Here is an 18429-nt window from a genome sequence, read left to right on the forward strand (position 1 = left end):
GCCCGGCGAGCCTCGGCCCGCCGGGCGGTCGCGTCGTTCCCGGAGCCGGCCGCTCCCGGCTCACAGCCAGCCGTTGACCATCGCCGCCCGGGCCGCCTCGTAACGGTTGGCCGTACCGGTCTTCTGGATCGCCGAGGACAGATAGTTGCGTACGGTCTTCTCGGAGAGGTGGACCTGGGCCGAGATGGCGGCCACCGGGGCGCCCTGTGCGGCGGCAGACAGGACACCGCGTTCGCGCTCGGTCAGCGGGTTGGGCCGGGCCCGCATCGCCGAGGCGGCCAGCTCCGGGTCGATCACGGTCCCGCCGGCATGCACCCGGCGGATCGCCTCGGCGAGCTCGTCCACCGGGCGGTCCTTGCCGACGAACCCGCTGGCGCCCGCCTCCATCGCGCGCTGGAGGTAGCCGGGACGCCCGTAGATCGTCACGATCACGGTCCGGCACTCCGGCCGGGCCCGCGCCAGGTCGGCGGCCGCGTCCAGGCCGCTGCGGCCGGGCATCTCGATGTCGAGCAGGGCGACGTCCGCCCGGCTCTCCACCGCGGTGCGGACGATCTCGGTGCCGTCGCCGACCTGCCCGACGACCTCCAGGTCGGGTTCGAGGTTCAGCAGCCGGGCGATGGCGTTGCGGACCATCACCTGGTCCTCCGCCAGGAGGACGCGGATCACGACGCCTCCTGACCGATGCCGGCCAGCGGCAGGACGACCCGCAGCCGGAACCCGCCGGCCGGGCCCGATCCCGCGCTGAGCCGCCCGCCGAGCAGAGCGACCCGCTCGGAGAGCCCGGCCAAGCCGTTGCCGCCGGCACCCTGGGGCGGGCGGACCGGCCCGGTCCCGTTGTCCCGGACCTCCAGCTCCGCCATGCCGCCCACCAGACCGACCGTGATGTCGCAGTGGTCCGCACCGCTGTGCCGCACGATGTTGGTCACGCCCTCTCTGATCACCCAGCTGAACGCGGACTCCACCGCGCTCGGGAGCGGGGTGGCCTCCGACCGGATCCGTACGGAGATGCCGGCGTCCGTCAGGCAGCTCCGGGCGCTGTCGATCGCCGCAGTCATGGCATGCTCACGATATCCGGTGACCGCCTGACGGACGTGCTCGATGGCCTCCCGGCCGATCCGTTCGATCTCCTCCGCCTCGGCGAGCACGTCCGCGCTGTGCGGGTTCCCCGGCTCGGGAGCGCGGCGCTGCACCCGCCGGATGTACTCGGCCTTGAGCACGATGTTCAGCAGCGTGTGCCCGAGCAGGTCGTGCAGGTCGCGGGCGATCCGCAGCCGCTCCTCGACCACGGCCTGCCCGGCCAGCCGCAGCCGGGTCGAGCGCAGGTCGGCGATGAGCGTCAGCATCCTGCGGTACGTCGCCACCGCCAGGCCCGCGGCCAGCGTCATCACGATGGCCGGGATGGTCTCCGAGGGCTCCACCCGCCGGGCCACCACCATGGCGAGCAGCACCGGCGCCGCGACCGAGGTGAACAGCAGCCGTTCCGGGACGGACAGGCTCACGGCCGCGGCCAGGTACGGCATCGAGACGATCCACTTCTCGTCGAGCACCAGTGGCAGAGCCGTGGCGCTCACCGCGAGGAACCCGCACAGCCAGCACCGCAAACCCAGGCTCAGCCGGTCGGTGTGGAAGGACCAGGTCACCAGCGTGTGCGTGGCGCCGAAGCCGAGCACGCCCAGCACGGCCACCAGGTCCTGGCCGTGCGACGGGTACGAGCTGATCGGCGGCGCCATCCCGATCAATGGAACGAGCCAGCCCAGCGAGCCGATCAGTAGGCCCCACCGGCTGCGCGGCCCGCCCGGGTCGGGCCCGAACACGCCCAGCAGCCCGGTGCCCGGCACGGTCAGCACCGGCTCGTCACCGGTCGTTCGCCACCCCATGGAATTCTTCCCTCCCTCGTGCCGCCGCCGCTCTTCCCGTTCACCCGGCGCGGGTCTGCCGGAGCTCTCCGCGATCTTCAAACCACGCTGCACCCACATTCAAGGTGTCCGCCATAGCGTGCACTTGCCCGACGGTGAACGTCCGCCGCCCATGGGCATGGGCCGGGAGACTAGGAGCTGTCTGATGGAGATTATCGGCCGGGGATTCATCGCCCGTAACCTTGAGCCGCTCGCCGCTGCCCACCCCGACGCGCTGATCCTTGCCGCCGGCGTGTCCAGCACCGTGGGTACCTCGGTGGTGGAGTTCCGGCGCGAGGCGGAGCTGCTGGAGTCCGTGCTGGAGAAGGTCACCGCCGACGGCCGTCGGCTGGTGTTCTTCTCGACGGCGTCCTCGGGCGTCTACGGCGCACCCGGTTGCGGCGGCCGCGAGGACGAGCCGGTGGCCCCGAGCACGCCCTATGCGGCGCACAAGTTGGGGCTGGAGGAGACCGTCCGCCAGTCCGGAGCGGACTACCTGATCCTGCGGCTGAGCCACCTGGTGGGTGAACACCAGCGTGGCCACCAGCTGATCCCCGCGTTGGTGGAGCAGATCCGGGCCGGCGTGGTCCAGGTGCGCAGCGGTGCCAGCCGCGACCTGCTGGACGTGGCCGACATGGTGCGGATCCTCGACGTCCTGCTCGCGACGGGAGTGAGCGGCCAGGTGCTGAACGTGGCGTCCGGCTACCCGGTGCCGATCGAGGCGATCCTCGACCACCTCGAACTCGCCCTGGGCGTTCGCGCGACCCACGAGGTCACCGAGTCCACCCCTGGCAACGGGTACGTCAGCACCGAGCGACTGGCCCAACTGGTGCCCAGCATCGCCGAGTTGGGATTCGACGCGGACTACTACCGCCGCGTCATCGACGCCCGGATGCTGGCCGGCCTGGTCGAGCGTGCGGCCCGGTAGCCCGGCTGTGTCCCGGAGCCGGCAGCCGTCGGGGCCGCGCCGTGTGCGACCCCGACGGAGGCTGGCGCCGGTCAGGCCGCGCCCAGCGCCAGCAGCGAGTCAGGCGAGCTCTGCCATTCGAGCAACGGGTCGGAGCCGAGGATCGCCTGGTGCAGTCGATACATCCGGGCGGACGGCTCCAGCCCGATCTCCTCCACCATCAGGGCGCGGAACTGACGGAACGTCTCCAACGCGTGTGCGCAGCGGCCGGACCGGTAGAGCGCGAGCATGAACTGGGCGCGGATGTTCTCGCTGAACCGGTGCTCGACGGTCAGCGCGGCGAGCTCGCTGAGCAGCATCTGGTGGTGGCCGAGCTGCAACTCGGCCTCGATGCACAGCTCCTGGACGTGCAGTCGGGACTCCTCCAGGCGGATCACGTGGGCCTGGAGCGGGCGGCCCTGCTCGACGTCGACCAGGCTGGACCCGCGCCACACCCCGAGGGCCTGCCGGAACAGCACGGCCGCCTGGGCGCTGTCATCGACCCGCAGCGCGGCGTGCCCACGGTGAACCAGCTGCTCGTAGCGGTGCTGGTCGAGCGCGTCCGCCGGCCCGCTCAACATGTAGCCGCCGGACATGGTGACCAGGATCCGCTTGGCGCTCTCCGGGTCGTCCGGCCGGGCGTTCGTTATCAGCTTCCGCAGCTGCAGGATGTAGGTCTGCATCGTGGTGGAGGCACTGACTGGCGCCTCCTCGTCCCAGATCTCCTGCATGAGCTGCGAGATCGGAGTGATGCTGTTCATCCTGGCCGCGAGCAGGGCCAGGACCTTGCGGGGCTTCGTGGCGGATGGCACCACCGAGACTCCGTCGATTTCCGCTTCAAGCGGACCAAGAATGTTGATCTGCATTGGCTCAACCCCTCCCCGGTAAAATGATTGCAAAGAATTGCAGCATTTAGAGGTGCGGCTACACCGGTCCCGAGTGGACTGTGACGGGTGGTGCAGCGCGTCCGCTTGGCGGCGGCTGGCCGGGATGGTGAATCCGGCGGGACTGCCGCAGTGCAGTCCCGACCTTCCATCCAGGCACGAGAGATGCCCCCATGTCAGAATTTTTAGGGCGGGCCGCCAAACCGTACGGGAGTCTAGCAGTGAACACATGCGCGAGGTACTTTCCGGTCGCCATCTGAACTATTTTTGAGGAAAGCCTCCGGGCGTGTTCGTGTCAATTAATTTTTTTACAAATAGTCGACCCGGGGATCCCTGGCCGTCAGGGGGTGGTGTCGACTCGCCAGAGGTGCTCTGACCAGCGGATATGCCAATATGCCTGGGCGTGTCGATTTTTTGGCGGGGTGAATCATGGGGAGCGCCGCAGTCGCATTTCCAGGCTTTCCGGAAGGATGCCTTGGCGTACCCCTGAAGAAATTATGTGAAGGCGCCAGAAATCACCAACCGCCGATGATGATTGGCGATTGGAAGAGCGTATGAAAAATCACTCGCCTGGATAGCGCCATTAGTCGGCGGTGCCTGCGAGTGGTTCGTCTGGAGAGCCTTCTTGGAGCGACATCCAATCCTCGTGGGGCAGGTGGTGTCAAGGTGAAAGTGGGTAAGACTCACGCCTTCGCGCACCTCTTCGGGGCGGCGGCGCGGCTGCGGATGCCCGGAAGGGCCCGGGGCTGGTCCAGATATGGGAAAAGCCGCAGGTCGACGACTTGAGACGGTCCGGTTCGGCAGCCTCTGTTTTCGCGAGGATGCGTTGCGGTGACAGGTGGGGCAGGCGTCGGCCCGGGTCGCCGGCGGGATCCGGAGCTCGCGGACTCGGCAGAGGCTCGGACCGGCCCCGGGTCAGGACTCAGTAGTCCCCGAGGCCCCGCTCGACGAGGGCGAAGGTGCGGTGGGCCGCGTCGAGGGCGGAGGGCAGGGCGTCCGCGGGATCCGGAGCTCGCGGACTCGGCAGAGGCTCGGACCGGCCCCGGGTCAGGACTCAGTAGTCCCCGAGGCCCCGCTCGACGAGGGCGAAGGCGCGGTGGGCCGCGTCGAGGGCGGAGGGCAGGGCGTCCGCGGCGCGCCCGCCAGCCAGCATCCGGCGCTGGTTCTCGCCGGTCAGGGCCAGTTGGGCGGCGAGCAGTTGGGCGGCGGCGACCCTGGCGGTGAGCTCGTCGTGGGCCGGGTCCTGGGCGAGCAGCTCGGCGGCCAGCAGGGTCTGCGCCTTCTGATCGAAGCCGGCGGTGGCGCGCATCAGCAGCGTCGGGGTCTGGTGGATCACCCGGACCACGTCGAGGACGGCCGGGTCGTCGCAGAGCCCGGTGGAGGGGTCGAACTGCCCCAGCGCGGCCAGGAAGTGCTCGCGCAGTGCCACCACCGCCGAGGTGCCCGGGGCGCGTTCGCGCACCACCCGGGCCGACTCGTCGAGGTGCTGCTCCATCGGGCCCATGACCAGGTCTTCCTTGGTGGGGAAGTAGTTGAAGACGGTCATCTTGGACACCTCGGCGGCGGCCGCGATCTCGACCACCGAGACCTGGTCGAAGCCCCGTTCCGCGAACAGTCCGACCGCGGTGCGCCAGATCCGGATGCCGGTCTGGATCTTCTTGCGCTCACGCAGCGGGAGTGCGCCGAGGTCGAAGCCGTGGTCGAGGTCGAAACCGGGGTGCGTCGCCATGGGGGGACGGTATCAAGCCCAAAGAATGATCGGGCTAAATTTTATGCATGGATCAAGAATTGACTTAGATTAAGAATTGACTTGGACCTAAGTTCCTCGCGGCGTCGGGGCGTGCTGCCGGGCTGGTCGGCCAGGTTCGGAACCGATCCTCGCTACCGCTTCTCTGCGGTTCGTCGTGATCGGGGATGGCGGCGCGCGAAGAAGCGGCGGAGCCGGAAGCCGGTCCGCCGCTCCTGTGCCGATCGGGTCAGCGGGCGTCGGCGGGGATGGTGCCGAGGCGGCCGGCCTGGAAGTCCTCCATGGCCTGCTGGAGCTCGCGGTGGCTGTTCATGACGAACGGGCCGTAGTGGGCGACGGGTTCGCGGATCGGGAGGCCGCCGAGGAGGACGACCTCGAAGTTGTTGTCGCGGGAGTCCTGCTTCTCGTCGGCGCGCAGGGTGATCGAGTCGCCGTCGCCGAAGACGACGGCCTGGCCCCGGTGGAAGGGGCGGTGCTCGGTGCCGGCCGAGCCGTTGCCGGCGAGGCCGTAGGCGAGGGCGTTGAAGTCGGCGCGCCAGGGCAGGGTGATCTGGGCGCCGGGGCTGATCGACGCGTGGATCATGGTGATCGGGGTGTGGGTGACGCCGGGGCCCCGGTGGCCGTCCAGCTCGCCCGCGATCACCCGGAGCAGTGCGCCGCCGTCCTCGGTGCTGAGGAGCTTGACGCTGCCGCCGCGGATGTCCTGGTACTTCGGGGCGATCATCTTGTCCGAGGCGGGCAGGTTCACCCACAGCTGGAGGCCGTGGAAGAGGCCGCCGGACATCACCAGCGACTCCGGCGGGGTCTCGATGTGCAGCAGGCCGGAGCCGGCCGTCATCCACTGGGTGTCGCCGTCGGTGATGGTGCCGCCGCCGCCGTGCGAGTCCTGGTGGATGAACGTTCCGTCGATGATGTAGGTGACGGTCTCGAAGCCGCGGTGCGGGTGCCAGGGGGTGCCCTTGGGCTCGCCGGCCGCGTAGTCCACCTCACCCATCTGGTCCATCATGATGAACGGGTCGAGGTACTTGGTGTTGATCTTGGCGAAGGCACGGCGGACGGGGAAGCCCTCGCCTTCGTAGCCCTCGGGAGCGGTGGCCACGGTGAGGACCGGCCGGGCGCTCGTGACGGCGGGGTCCGGCGTGGTGACGCGCGGGAGGGTCAGCGGGTTGTCGACGGTCACGGCGGGCATGTCGGCCTCCTTCGGGGGTGTCCGGGCTACATGCAAGAGGTTAGTTCAATTCTCAACAACAAGCAAGTTGAAAGTTGAACCATGTGTCGACGGAGGAGCGCAGGCTCCTCTCCCAGGGTGGGTCAGCCGTACATCCGGCGCATCGTGAAGTCCACCATCTGCTCGACGGCCTTGGCGTCGAACACCATCCGGTGCTCGCCCTCCATGTCCAGCGCGAAGCCGTAGCCGGTCGGCAGGAGGTCCAGGACCTCGGCGCCGGTGACGGTGAAGTGCTTGGAGTCCTTGCCGGCGTAGCGGCGCAGCTCCTTCAGGGAGCTGAACATCGGGATCACCGGCGTCGGGGTGTTGTGCAGCGCCAGGAAGCCGGGGCGGTCGCCGCGGGGGCAGTGCACCTTCGAGGTGATGAAGATCGCCTGGAAGTCCTCGACCGCCATCGAGCCGGTGGTGAAGGCCCGCACGGCGTCCGCGAGTGAGGGCGGCGAGGGTTCGGGGTACAGGGACTGCTGCGGGGGCTGCGACTGCCCGCCGTAGGCGTCGGGTCCGGGCATGCCGTTCATGCCCTGCTGCGGTCCCGCCTGCTGCTGGTAGGGGTCGCCCGGGTATGTGTTCTGGTCATATCCGTACACACGGACAGGCTAGCGGGAGCGCACCCTCCCGCGCTGGCGCCGATCCTGACAAGGAGTGGCGGTCCTGGCTGTGGGACGTGACCACGTTCATAGCGGATTCACGGGCGGGGGCTTGCCCAAGTTACCGCTGGGTAGCATCATGATGCCTACTGGTGGGTACGGGACGCCGGAACGCGGCGGTCTCCCGGAAGCGACGAACCGGAGATAACGGCCATGGGTCACTACAAGTCCAACCTGCGGGACGTGGAGTTCAACCTCTTCGAGGTGTTCGGCCGCGAGCAGGTGTACGGCACCGGACCGTTCGCGGACATGGACGTCGAGACCGCGAAGAGCATCCTCAGCGAGATCTCGCGCCTCGCCGAGAACGACCTCGCGGCGTCCTTCACCGACACCGACCGCAACCCGCCGGTCTTCGACCCGGAGACCAACACCGCGCCGATCCCGGCCACCTTCAAGAAGAGCTACCAGGCCTACATGGACGCCGAGTGGTGGCGCCTGGGCATCCCGGAGTCGATCGGTGGCCAGATCACCCCGTCCTCGCTGATCTGGGCCTACGCCGAGCAGGTCCTGGGCTCCAACCCGGCCATCTGGATGTACTCCTCCGGCCCGGCCTTCGCCGGCGTCATCGCCGAGGAGGGCACCGAGGCGCAGCTCGAGATCGCCAAGCGGATGACCGACCGCCTGTGGGGCTCCACCATGGTCCTCACCGAGCCCGACGCGGGCTCCGACGTGGGCGCCGGCCGCACCAAGGCGATCAAGCAGGAGGACGGCTCCTGGCACATCGAGGGTGTGAAGCGCTTCATCACCTCGGGCGAGCACGACATGTCCGAGAACATCATCCACATGGTGCTGGCCCGCCCCGAGGGCGGTAAGCCGGGCACCAAGGGCCTGGGCCTGTTCATCGTCCCCAAGTTCGACTTCGACTGGGAGACCGGCGAGCTGGGCGAGCGCAACGGCGTCTACGCCACCAACGTCGAGCACAAGATGGGCCTCAAGGCCTCGAACACCTGCGAGATGACCTTCGGCGCCAAGCACCCGGCCAAGGGCTGGCTGCTCGGCGAGAAGGTCGACGGCATCCGCCAGATGTTCAAGATCATCGAGTTCGCCCGCATGATGGTCGGCACGAAGGCCATCGCCACCCTCTCCACCGGCTACCTGAACGCCCTGGAGTACGCCAAGGAGCGCGTGCAGGGCGCCGACATCTCGCAGTTCATGGACAAGACCGCCCCGCGCGTCACCATCACCCACCACCCGGACGTGCGCCGCTCGCTGCTGACCCAGAAGGCCTACGCCGAGGGCATGCGCGCGCTGGTCCTGTTCACCGCGTCCACCCAGGACGACATGATGGCGGCCAAGCTCCGCGGCGAGCGCGACGAGGCCGCCGAGCGCCTGAACGACCTGCTCCTGCCGATCGTCAAGGGCTACGGCTCGGAGAAGTCCTACGAGCAGCTCGCCCAGTCCCTGCAGACCTTCGGCGGCTCCGGGTACCTCCAGGAGTACCCGATCGAGCAGTACATCCGCGACGCCAAGATCGACACCCTGTACGAGGGCACCACGGCGATCCAGGGCCAGGACTTCTTCTTCCGCAAGATCGTCAAGGACGGCGGCCAGGCGCTCACCGCCCTGAACGAGCAGATCCAGAAGTTCATCGGCTCGGCCGAGGGCGGCGACGCCCTGGCCGCCGAGCGCGAGCTGCTCGCCAAGGCCGCCGGCGACCTGGAGGCCATCGTCGGCAAGCTGATCGCCGACCTGACCTCGGTCGAGCAGGACGTCAAGAACATGTACAAGGTGGGCCTGAACACCACCCGCCTGCTGATGGTCTCCGGCGACGTCGTCGTCGGCTGGCTGCTGCTGCGCCAGGCCGCGGTGGCCCTGGCCAAGCTGGAGGCCGGCGCCTCGGAGAAGGACGTCCCCTTCTACCAGGGCAAGGTCGCGGCGGCCCGCTTCTTCGCCAAGAACGTCCTGCCGACCGTCGCTCCGCAGCGCCTGATCGCCGAGGGCATCGACAACGAGATCATGGAGCTGGCGGAGGAGGCCTTCTAGGCCTCGCCCTCCGTCACCCGGGGGACCCCCCGTCGCGTGACACCTCTCTGACTGCCTGACACACCCTCGCACCGAAGGGCCCGGCTGCCACCGGGCCCTTCGGTGCGTCCTGGGCCTTGTGCGTGTCCTGGGCCGTGCGTACGTCCCGGGCCGTCGGTGCGTCACGGGACCGCACCCGAACGGAGGAGACCTCCGGTCGTGCGGGGTGGTTCACGGCCGGGTCAGGGTTGCACATCGGACCGGACTGTTCCGAATGCCCTGTCTGTGTACGGGCATATGCTCAGGGGCGAAGCCGACTCCCCATCCGGCTTCGGCCCTCACTCGACCCAGGAGCAGTATGTCGACCGCCGCCCGCCAGGCATTTTTCGACCGGACGCACAGCGACGACCTGATCGCGTTCCTCGGCACCTCGCCGTCTCCGTACCACGCGGTGGCGAGCGCCGCGGAGCGGCTGGAGAAGGCGGGCTTCCGGAAGGTCGCCGAGACGGACGCGTGGGACGGCGCGGCCGGTGGGCGCTACCTGATCCGCGGGGGCGCGCTGATCGCCTGGTACCTGCCGGAGGGGGCGGGCCCCGAGACGCCGTTCCGGATCGTCGGCACCCACACCGACTCGCCCAACCTGCGGGTCAAGCCGGTGCCGGACACCGGTTCGGAGGGCTGGCGGCAGGTCGCGGTGGAGATCTATGGCGGTGTCCCGCTGAACACCTGGCTGGACCGCGACCTCGGCCTCTCCGGGCGGCTCGCGCTCAAGGACGGCACCACCCGGCTGGTCCAGCTGGACGAGCCGCTGCTGCGCGTGCCGCAGCTCGCCATCCACCTGGACCGCCAGGTCAACGAGGGCATGAAGCTCGACAAGCAGCGCCACCTCACCCCGATCTGGGGCCTCGGCCCGGTCGACGAGGGCGCGCTGATCTCCTACGTCGCCGGGCGGGCCGGCCTGGACGCCGCCGACGTGGTCGGCTGGGACCTCATGACCCATGACGTCCAGCCCGCCTCCTACCTGGGCCGCGACCGCGAGCTGCTGGCCGCCCCGCGCCTGGACAACCTGCTCTCGGTGCACGCGGCCACCGCCGCGCTCGCCGCCGTCGCCACGGCCGGTGCCGCCGCCGACCTGCCGTACATTCCGGTGCTGGCCGCCTTCGACCACGAGGAGACCGGCAGCGAGTCCGACACCGGCGCGCAGAGCCCGCTGCTCGGCAACGTGCTGGACCGGACGATCCACGCGCGCGGCGGCAACACCGAGGACCGGGCCCGGGCGCTCGCCGGCACCGTCTGCCTCTCCTCGGACATGGGCCACGCCGTCCACCCGAACTACAGCGAGCGGCACGAGCCGGGCCACCACCCGATGCCGAACGGCGGGCCGATCCTCAAGGTCAACGTCAACAACCGCTACGCGACCGACGGCGTCGGCCGGGCGGTGTTCGCGGCCGCCTGCGAGAAGGCGGGCGTGCCGTGGCAGACCTTCGTCTCCAACAACGCCATGCCCTGCGGTACGACGATCGGCCCGATCACGGCGGCGCGGCTGGGCATCACGACGGTGGACTGCGGCATCGCGGCGCTCTCCATGCACTCGGCGCGCGAGCTGTGCGGCGCGGACGACCCGTACCTGCTGGCGAGCGCGCTCAAGGCCTTCCTGGAGGGCTGAGGCCGAGCTGAAGGGCTGAGCCCGAACTGAAGGGCGGGGCCCGGCGAGGAACGCCGGGCCCCGCCCTTCCTGCCGTGCGGCTACTCCATCCCGGCCAGGACCAGCGGGAGACGGCGGGCGCCGTCGGCGACCAGCTTCACCGGCACGCCCCAGTCCTGCTGGTGCACGTGGCAGGCCGGGTACTCGATCTCCGGGTCGTCGTCGCAGGACGCGGCCATCGCCGAGACGTGCAGCACGCCCTCGGCGACCTCGGCGGAGAGCACCAGCTCACGGGAGAGGTCGGTGTCCGCGCCCGCGCCGGAGACCAGCAGCTCGGGCGGGGTCGCGCTGACCAGCAGGCGGGTGGACGGGCCGTAGCGCTCGTCCAGCTTCTGGCCGTTCGGCGCCTCGAAGACCACGTCCAGCTGGAAGGCGCCCGGGGCGACCTCGGTGGCCGCGCGCTGGGTGCGGTGCGCCACCGACTCGACCCGCACCGCCTCCTCCGGCAGCCGAAGCCTGGTCAGCCGGTGCCGGGCCGACTCCACCACAACGATGTCGCCGTCCACCAGCACCGCCCCGGAGGGCTCGCGCAGGTCGGTGGCCAGCGTGCTGACCTCGCCGCTCGCCGGGTCGTAGCGGCGCAGCGCGTGGTTGTAGGTGTCGGCGACGGCCACCGAGCCGTCCGGCAGCACGGTGACGCCCAGCGGGTGCTGGAACAGCGCCTGACCGGCCGCGCCGTCACGGTGGCCGAAGTCGAACAGACCGGTGCCGACGGCGGTTTCGACCGTCCCTGTTTCACGTGAAACCCAGCGCAGCGCGGAGGTCTCGGAGTCGGCGACCCAGAGCCGCTCGCCGTCCGCCGAGACCGCGAGGCCGGACGGCTGGGCGAACCAGGCCTCGGTGGCGGGCCCGTCCACCAGGCCCTCGTTGGTGGTGCCGGCCGCGACCGCGACCGTGCCGGCGGCCGGGTCGTACGACCACAGCTGGTGCACGCCGGCCATCGCGATCCACACCCGGCCGTCGAACCAGGCGACGTCCCACGGGGAGGAGAGGTCCACCTCGCGGGCCGGGCCCGTGGTGGCCGAGCCCTGCCACCACTGGCGGCCGGTGCCGGCCAGGGTGGTCACGTGGCCGTCGGCGAGGCGGACGCCGCGCAGCGCGTGGTTGACGGTGTCGGCGACGACCACGTCGTACGCCGAGCCCTCCGGCAGCAGCGCGAGGCCCTGCGGCTCGCTGAACCGCGGGCTGTCCCCGTCCACCAGGCCGCGCTGCCCGTCGCCGATCCGGCGCACCACCGTCTCGCCGTCCTCGGCGAGCTCGACCAGCGAGTGGTGGCCGGAGTCGGCGACGAGGAAGTGGCCATTCGGCAGCCGGACCGCCTTGCCGGGGAACTTGAGGTCCCCGGCGGTCGGCTCCGGCGCCACGTACGGACCGTCGCCCCGGCGCAGCGTGCCCTTCGCGGCGTGCTCGGCCTCCAGCTCCTCGACCAGCCGGGCGAGCGCGTGGGCGTGGCCCTCGCCGGCGTGCTGGGCGACCACGTAGCCCTCCGGGTCGATCACCACCAGCGTCGGCCAGGCCCGTACGGCGTACTGCTTCCAGGTGACCAGCGCCGGGTCGTCCAGCACCGGGTGGTGCACCTCGTAACGGGCCACGGCGTCGACGACGGCCCGGTGGTCGGCCTCGTGCACGAACTTCGGCGAGTGGACCCCGACGATCACCACGGTGTCGCGGTGCTTCTCCTCCAGCTCCCGCAGCTCGTCCAGGACGTGCAGGCAGTTGATGCAGCAGAAGGTCCAGAAGTCCAGAATGGTGATCTTGCCCCGGAAGTCGGCGAGCGTGAGCTCCTTGCCGCCGGTGTTCAGCCAACCGCCTGCCCCGACCAGCTCGGGGGCGCGTACACGTGCACGAGATGCCATAACCCCATCAAACCGCACGCCGTCCGTCCGCATTCCGGTGCGGGTCGGGGGTGCCGGTGCGTTCTTGCGACGGGCCGTGATCGAAGTTCATTGCTCAGATTTCGGCATCGTGTCCAAGGGGCGAGTGAGGCGCCTTTGATTTGCTCCTCTGCGGTGCTTGCTTCCTTCGATTCCAAGGTGGCACCATGGCTCCATGTCGACGCCGCAGCGAAAGGCTCGCCCGCCGCAGTTCGAACTCCGGTGGGGCGGCTTGCATCTGACGGTCCAGCGGATTCCCGTGTGGCTCATCACGGCGGCCTCCGCCGGCGGGACCGCCCTCACCGCGTGGTGGGCGCGGAAGTAGGCGGGAGCGCCTCCGCACGGCCGTTTCCCGGCGCGGCCGGTGCGGGGCGCGCCGGGGTCAGAAGGCCGGCCGGCGGGCGTCGCTCAGCTCCACGGCCTCGCGGGCGCTGTGGAGCGTGGTGCCGTCCCAGCCGAGCAGGACCCTGGTGACCATGATCGCGGGGATCATGCCCACCCCCCGGTCGGCCAGCAGCCACTGGACGGCCGCCATGCCCTCCTCCGCGAGCACCGGGAGGCAGTCCTCGACCAGGGCGTTCAGCCGGGCGGCGTGCTCGGCGGTCAGACCGCTGCCGTGCGGGAAGTGGTCCGGCCGGGTGAGATCGGCCTGCCAGCGGGTCTCGCCGTCCTGCCGGTGGACGGTCGGGCGCAGGCCGAGGGCGGTGGCGACCCGGGCGGAGGCCAGGTGGTCCGGGTGGATGTGGGCGACGGCCGTGGCGAGGCCGGCGGCGGTCAGGTGGTCGAGCAGGGCGCGGGCGGCCTCGACGGCCAGGCCGCGGCGCTGCCAGGGGGTGCCGACCACCCAGGCCAGTTCGGCCTCGTCGTCGCGGACGGTGGCCTGCACGTAGCCGGTGAGGGCGCCGTCGGCGCGCAGCCGCAACACCCAGTTGCCCCAGGCCTCGGCCGGGTCGGGGGAGCCCGCGGCGAGCCGGGCGCAGCGGGCGCGCAGCTCCTCGACGGTGGCCGGGCGGCCGCCGGTGAAGGCGTGCAGGGCCGGGTCGGCGAGCGCGGCCGCCAGCTCCTCGGCGTACCCGGGAGCGATCGGCAGCAGGTCGAGGCGCTCGCTGCGCAGTTCGGCGGTGGTGAGGTCGCGGTGCATGGCGGTATTGAAGGTCATCCGGCGGTGCCGCGCGACGGGGTTTCCGGCCGTGCTTCGTGCCGGTGCTTTTCCGGGGCCGGAGGTTCGGGGTCGAATGGGGCGACGTCAACACGGAGGAGGTCGCACGGTGCGGTATCTGGTCAGGGAGAAGCTGTTCGCGGTCGGTGACGACTACTGGATCGAGGACGACCGCGGCCACAAGGCGTACCTGGTGGACGGCAAGGTCCTGCGGCTGCGGCACACCTTCGAGCTGAAGGATGCGCACGGGCGGGTGGTCGCGGTGGTGAAGGAGAAGATGCTCACCGTCCGTGACGCGATGAAGATCGAGGACGCCGACGGCGAGGTGATCGCCACGGTCCGGGAGAAGCTGTTCACCCCGTTCCGGGACAAGTACCTGGTGGACCTGGCCTCCGGCGGCGAACTGAAGATCCACGGCAACCTGATCGACAAGGACTACCGGATCGAGAACCACCACGGCGACGAGCTGGCCCGGATCAGCCGCAAGTGGTTCCGGATCCGGGACACCTACGGGGTGGAGATCGCCGACGGCGCGGACACCGGTCTGCTGCTGGCCGTCGCCGCCTGCGTCGACCACCTGGTGCAGGACGAGGACTGACTGTCCCCGGTTTCCGGATCTCCGGTCCGCCCCTCACCCGGGTGGGGTATCTTTTGCCAGCCCTTGACCATGGCGGTCAGCGGGCACGGCACGAGCGGACCGGGGGCTGGAACCACGATGAACGACATTCTGCACGGGCTCGGTGCGGCAGCGGCCTACGGCGTCCTCGGCGTGGTGCTGCTGCTTCTCGGCATCGGCCTGGTCGACGTGCTGACGCCCGGCCGGCTCGGCCACCAGATCTGGGTCGAGCGCAACCGCAACGCCGCCGTCCTGCTCAGCTCCGCGCTGCTCGGCATCGGCGGCATCGTCTTCACCGCGATCATGTACACCTACGCAGACTTCGCCAAGGGCCTGGTCTCGACGGCCTGCTACGGCCTGCTCGGGCTGGTGCTGATGGCCGTCGCGTTCTGGCTGGTGGACCTGCTGACGCCGGGCAAGCTCGGCGAGATCCTGGTCGAGCCGGAGCCGCATCCGGCGGTGTGGGTGTCGGCCGCCTGCAACATCGCGGTGGCCGCGGTGGTGTCGGCCGCGATCGCCTAGGACGGTCCTCGGGGCACGGGTCGGCGGCGCTCGGGCCGGGCGTCGTCGGGTGGGGGCGCGCTACGCCGGGTACGGCGCCTTGCCCAGGACGTGCTCCCGCCCCCAGTCCCCCAGCGGCCCCAGCGCCGTGTTGAGGCGGCGCCCCGCCTCGGTCAGCGCGTACTCGACCCGCGGCGGCACCTCGTCGTACGCCTCCCGGTGCACGATGCCGTGCGCCTCCATCTCGCGCAGGTGCGCGGCCAGCACCTTCTCGGTGATCCCCGGCAGCAGCCTGCGCAGCTCGCCGAAGCGGCAGCGCGGGCGTTCGCCCAGGGCCCAGAGGATCGACACCTTCCACTTGCCGCCGATCACGTCCATCGCGGCGTCCGTCCCGCAGACGTACGCCCCCGGCCTCGGCACGATCGCCATGCCCACCCCTTCCGGCCCCGCCGACCTCGATGCTCACCCCAGGGTAACCACCCACTTCGAAGTGCGTACTTGATCGTTTCCGGGGCCGGCGCGGAGGCTGACTGCCATGGCAACCAACCCCGTTGAGAACACGTCCAAGACCCCGCTCACCCTGCTCGGCCTCGGCGCGATGGGCACCGCGCTGGCCGAGGCCTGGCTCGCCGCCGGGCACCCGCTGACCGTCTGGAACCGCACCGCCGCCCGCGCCGACGGGCTCGCCGCCCGCGGTGCCACCGTCGCCGCCACCGTCGCGCAGGCCGTCGCGGCGAACCGGCTGGTCGTCGTCTGCCTGCTCGACGACGCCTCCGTGCTGGAGGCGCTGGACGGCGTGGACCTGACCGGCAAGGACCTGGTCAACCTGGTCACCAGCACCCCCGGGCAGGCCCGCGCCCGCGCCGCCTGGGCGGAGCAGCGCGGGGCCCGCTACCTGGACGGCGGGATCATGGCCGTCCCGCCGATGATCGGCGTCCCGGCGGCAGGGGCGTACGTGTTCTACAGCGGCTCGGCCGAGCTGTTCGAGGAGCACGGGGGCACCCTGGCCGCCCCGGCCGGCACCCGGTACGTGGGCGCGGACGCCGGCTACGCGGCGCTGCACGACGTGGCGCTGCTCAGCGGGATGTACGGGATGTTCGCCGGGATCGCGCACGCCTTCGCGCTGGTCCGCGGCGAGGCCGTGGCGCCGAGCGAGCTGGCGCCGCTGCTGGGCGGCTGGCTCGCCGCGATGTCCGGCTCGGTGGCCAGGACGGCGGAGCAGCTGGAGAGCGGCGACTACGCCCAGGACGTGGTGTCCAACCTGGCTATGCAGGTGGCCGGCCAGGAGACGCTGCTGCGCACCGCCGAGGAGCAGCGGGTGAGCGCCGAACTCCTTCGGCCCTACTTCCGGCTGATGGAGCGTCGACTGGAGATCGGCGGTGGTGAGGAGGACCTGACCGGGGTCGTCGACCTGCTGCGACGGTGAGGTCCGGCCGGTAACGTACCGGCATGGAAGACCTCGAAGAACGCGCCACCGTCGTCGCGTCCGACTCGCGGCAGGCCGGGGCGGGGGTGGTGGTCCGACCGCGCCGCGCCGACGACCTCGCCGACTGCGTCCGGGTGCTGGGCGACGTCCACGCCGCCGACGGCTATCCCGCCGACTGGCCCGACCACCCCGCCGCCTGGCTGACCCCGGACGGCCTGCTCGCCGCCTGGATCGCCGAGGCGGACGGCCGGCTCGCCGGACACGTCGGCCTCGCCCGCAGCGCCCCGGGCGACCTCGCCCCCGCGCTGTGGAGCCACCGCACCGGAGGCCCCCCGGAGCTCACCACCACGGTCGGCCGCCTCTACGTCGCCCCCAGGGCGCGCGGCCACCTCATCGGCGCCCGGCTGCTGGCCTGTGCCGTGGCGCACGCGCGGGCGCTCGGCCTGCACCCGGTGCTCGACGTCCTCGCCACCGACACCGCCGCCGTGGCCCTCTACCGCCGCCTCGGCTGGACCAACCTCGGCAGCGGGGACCAGCAGTGGGCCTCCGGGCGCACCGTCACCGTCCACTGCTTCGCCGCCCCGAGGGGGTGAACCGCTGCCCCGCCCGGCCGAACCAGGCCGGGCGGCCTGCGCCTTGCCGGCGATCTCCTCGGGCGAGACCAGGAGCCGGAGCGTGCTCCAGCGCGAGTGGTGCCGGGTTCCCCCGGGCGGGGGAGCCGGATCACCGCACCGGGGGAGGAGTGGTGCGGGCGTGCGGGCGAGCCTGGCGGCATGGTGCGAAACGGGTGGGCGGTGACCGGCTGGGGCCTCGGGTGCGTGGGGTTCGGACTGGGGTGTGCGCTGAGCGGGACGGAACTGTTCGGCGCGGTCTGGCCGGGGTGGGTGGTCGCCGGCGTGGGGGCGGTCTCGGCCGCCGCCGGCCTGGCGGTGGTGCGGCGGAAGCCGGTGCGCCGGCTGCTGTGGCTGTTGTGCGGGTCGGCCGCGGTGGGGGCCTGGGGCCTGCTGATGGACGTGGTGACGCTGCTGTTCGGGCAGCGGGTGGACAGTGTCCCCGACACGGTGGAGCGCGCCCTGGCGGTGGTGGGGGCGGTGCTGCTGGCCTGCACCGCCCTGGGCCCGCGGCCGGGCGCCGGCGGAGGGCCGGACCGCCGGGCCGGACGGGCCGCGCCGGCGCCCACGGCGGCTCCGCCGATCGTCCAACTCGCCGCCTGGGCGGGGACCCTGGCGTTCGTGCCGTACGTGCTGATGAAGCTGGTCTGGGCGCTCGGCGGCAGCTTTGCCGGGATCGGTGGCGACCAGATGTACGCGAGCTACGTGCACAACGGCTCCTCCGGGCTCTGGCTCGCCCTGGAGCGCTGGGGGCTCGACGCCACCATGCTGCTGGCGCTGCTCGGGGTGTTCCTGCTCTGGGGGCTGGTCCGTCCGTGGGGGCAGGTCTTCCCGCGCTGGACCCTGCCGCTGAGCGGCCGTCGGGTGCCGCGCTGGCTGCCGCTCACCCCGGCCCTGCTGGGGGCGGCCACGCTGGCGCCGTACGGGCTGTTCGGGATGGGCTACCTGACGCTGTGCACCGCCGGGGTGACGCGGATCAGGCTGGGCGAGCTCGCCGGCGAGCAGAGCGCGCTGGAGATCGCCTGGGTCGGCATGTGCGGGTTCGCCGGGTACGGGGTCGCGCTGATGGTGGCCGCCCGGTCGTACTGGCGGCGGACGGGGGTGCGAGCCGCGGAGGCCCGCTGAGGCCGGGGTCTGCGGAGGCCGGGGTCTGCCGAGGTCGAGGTTTGCCGAGGTCGCGGTTTGCTGGGATGGCAACAAAGCTTGCCGATGTGGTGGAGCGGGTCGC

Annotated in this window: 16 protein-coding genes and 1 pseudogene; 8 read left to right on the top strand and 9 right to left on the bottom strand. The window is 71.2% G+C overall.

What is annotated here, in order from left to right:
* Positions 1-60: 60 nt before the first annotated feature.
* Positions 61-666 carry a response regulator gene (locus tag ACIRRH_RS25090; protein WP_403071450.1) on the bottom strand — a complete coding sequence of 202 codons (606 nt, stop codon included), beginning with the start codon at positions 664-666 and terminating at the stop codon, positions 61-63.
* Positions 663-1877 (bottom strand): sensor histidine kinase, encoded by a 1215-nt coding sequence (locus tag ACIRRH_RS25095; RefSeq protein WP_403071453.1) that lies wholly within the window; start codon positions 1875-1877, stop codon positions 663-665. The genes ACIRRH_RS25090 and ACIRRH_RS25095 overlap by 4 nt, the downstream gene beginning before the upstream one ends.
* A gap of 184 nt (positions 1878-2061) precedes the next feature.
* Here ACIRRH_RS25095 and ACIRRH_RS25100 point away from each other — a divergent pair, with 184 nt between their 5' ends.
* The gene (locus ACIRRH_RS25100; RefSeq protein WP_403071456.1) at positions 2062-2823 is read left to right on the top strand and encodes an NAD-dependent epimerase/dehydratase family protein; all 762 of its coding nucleotides are present in this window, start codon (positions 2062-2064) and stop codon (positions 2821-2823) included.
* A 71-nt stretch (positions 2824-2894) separates the two neighbouring features.
* Here ACIRRH_RS25100 and ACIRRH_RS25105 read toward each other — a convergent pair whose 3' ends face one another.
* From ACIRRH_RS25105 to ACIRRH_RS25120, 4 genes are all read right to left on the bottom strand, one after another.
* Positions 2895-3653: a BTAD domain-containing putative transcriptional regulator gene (locus ACIRRH_RS25105; protein WP_403071459.1), complete on the bottom strand. Its 759-nt coding sequence runs from the start codon at positions 3651-3653 to the stop codon at positions 2895-2897.
* A gap of 1126 nt (positions 3654-4779) precedes the next feature.
* Positions 4780-5454 (bottom strand): TetR family transcriptional regulator, encoded by a 675-nt coding sequence (locus tag ACIRRH_RS25110; RefSeq protein WP_403071462.1) that lies wholly within the window; start codon positions 5452-5454, stop codon positions 4780-4782.
* 247 nt (positions 5455-5701) lie between these two features.
* Positions 5702-6661, bottom strand: a complete 960-nt coding sequence (locus tag ACIRRH_RS25115; protein WP_403071464.1) for a pirin family protein — start codon at positions 6659-6661, stop codon at positions 5702-5704.
* 122 nt (positions 6662-6783) lie between these two features.
* Entirely contained in the window at positions 6784-7287 is a 504-nt protein-coding gene (locus ACIRRH_RS25120; protein WP_374119997.1) for an SseB family protein, read from the bottom strand.
* A gap of 213 nt (positions 7288-7500) precedes the next feature.
* Here ACIRRH_RS25120 and ACIRRH_RS25125 point away from each other — a divergent pair, with 213 nt between their 5' ends.
* Together ACIRRH_RS25125 and ACIRRH_RS25130 are read left to right on the top strand one after the other, a co-directional pair.
* Positions 7501-9330, top strand: coding sequence for an acyl-CoA dehydrogenase (locus ACIRRH_RS25125; RefSeq protein ID WP_403071467.1), 1830 nt, complete (start codon positions 7501-7503; stop codon positions 9328-9330).
* A 337-nt stretch (positions 9331-9667) separates the two neighbouring features.
* Positions 9668-10975 carry a M18 family aminopeptidase gene (locus ACIRRH_RS25130; RefSeq protein WP_403071470.1) on the top strand — a complete coding sequence of 436 codons (1308 nt, stop codon included), beginning with the start codon at positions 9668-9670 and terminating at the stop codon, positions 10973-10975.
* A gap of 80 nt (positions 10976-11055) precedes the next feature.
* Here ACIRRH_RS25130 and ACIRRH_RS25135 read toward each other — a convergent pair whose 3' ends face one another.
* Both ACIRRH_RS25135 and ACIRRH_RS25140 read right to left on the bottom strand, forming a co-directional pair.
* Positions 11056-12870 carry an NHL domain-containing thioredoxin family protein gene (locus ACIRRH_RS25135; protein WP_403071473.1) on the bottom strand — a complete coding sequence of 605 codons (1815 nt, stop codon included), beginning with the start codon at positions 12868-12870 and terminating at the stop codon, positions 11056-11058.
* 658 nt (positions 12871-13528) lie between these two features.
* Positions 13529-14029: pseudogene (locus ACIRRH_RS25140) on the bottom strand (GNAT family N-acetyltransferase); the annotation flags it as partial.
* A 127-nt stretch (positions 14030-14156) separates the two neighbouring features.
* Between ACIRRH_RS25140 and ACIRRH_RS25145 the strand changes: the two are divergent.
* Positions 14157-14645, top strand: coding sequence for an LURP-one-related/scramblase family protein (locus tag ACIRRH_RS25145; protein ID WP_403071476.1), 489 nt, complete (start codon positions 14157-14159; stop codon positions 14643-14645).
* A gap of 117 nt (positions 14646-14762) precedes the next feature.
* Positions 14763-15185, top strand: a complete 423-nt coding sequence (locus ACIRRH_RS25150; RefSeq protein WP_403071479.1) for a DUF350 domain-containing protein — start codon at positions 14763-14765, stop codon at positions 15183-15185.
* A 60-nt stretch (positions 15186-15245) separates the two neighbouring features.
* Here the strand turns inward: ACIRRH_RS25150 and ACIRRH_RS25155 are convergent, their stop codons facing one another.
* Positions 15246-15593: a helix-turn-helix domain-containing protein gene (locus tag ACIRRH_RS25155; RefSeq protein ID WP_224284731.1), complete on the bottom strand. Its 348-nt coding sequence runs from the start codon at positions 15591-15593 to the stop codon at positions 15246-15248.
* 106 nt (positions 15594-15699) lie between these two features.
* Here ACIRRH_RS25155 and ACIRRH_RS25160 point away from each other — a divergent pair, with 106 nt between their 5' ends.
* The 3 genes from ACIRRH_RS25160 (at position 15700) to ACIRRH_RS25170 (ending at position 18326) form a co-directional block, all read left to right on the top strand.
* Complete coding sequence (locus tag ACIRRH_RS25160; protein WP_403071482.1) at positions 15700-16590, top strand: NAD(P)-dependent oxidoreductase; 891 nt, start codon at positions 15700-15702, stop codon at positions 16588-16590.
* Between the two features lie 23 nt (positions 16591-16613).
* The gene (locus ACIRRH_RS25165) at positions 16614-17183 is read left to right on the top strand and encodes a GNAT family N-acetyltransferase (RefSeq protein ID WP_403071485.1); all 570 of its coding nucleotides are present in this window, start codon (positions 16614-16616) and stop codon (positions 17181-17183) included.
* 180 nt (positions 17184-17363) lie between these two features.
* Positions 17364-18326 carry a hypothetical protein gene (locus ACIRRH_RS25170; RefSeq protein ID WP_403071488.1) on the top strand — a complete coding sequence of 321 codons (963 nt, stop codon included), beginning with the start codon at positions 17364-17366 and terminating at the stop codon, positions 18324-18326.
* Positions 18327-18429 lie beyond the last annotated feature (103 nt).

Origin of the sequence: Kitasatospora sp. NPDC101235, from assembly GCF_044767505.1 — a bacterium.
Taxonomy (GTDB): domain Bacteria; phylum Actinomycetota; class Actinomycetes; order Streptomycetales; family Streptomycetaceae; genus Kitasatospora.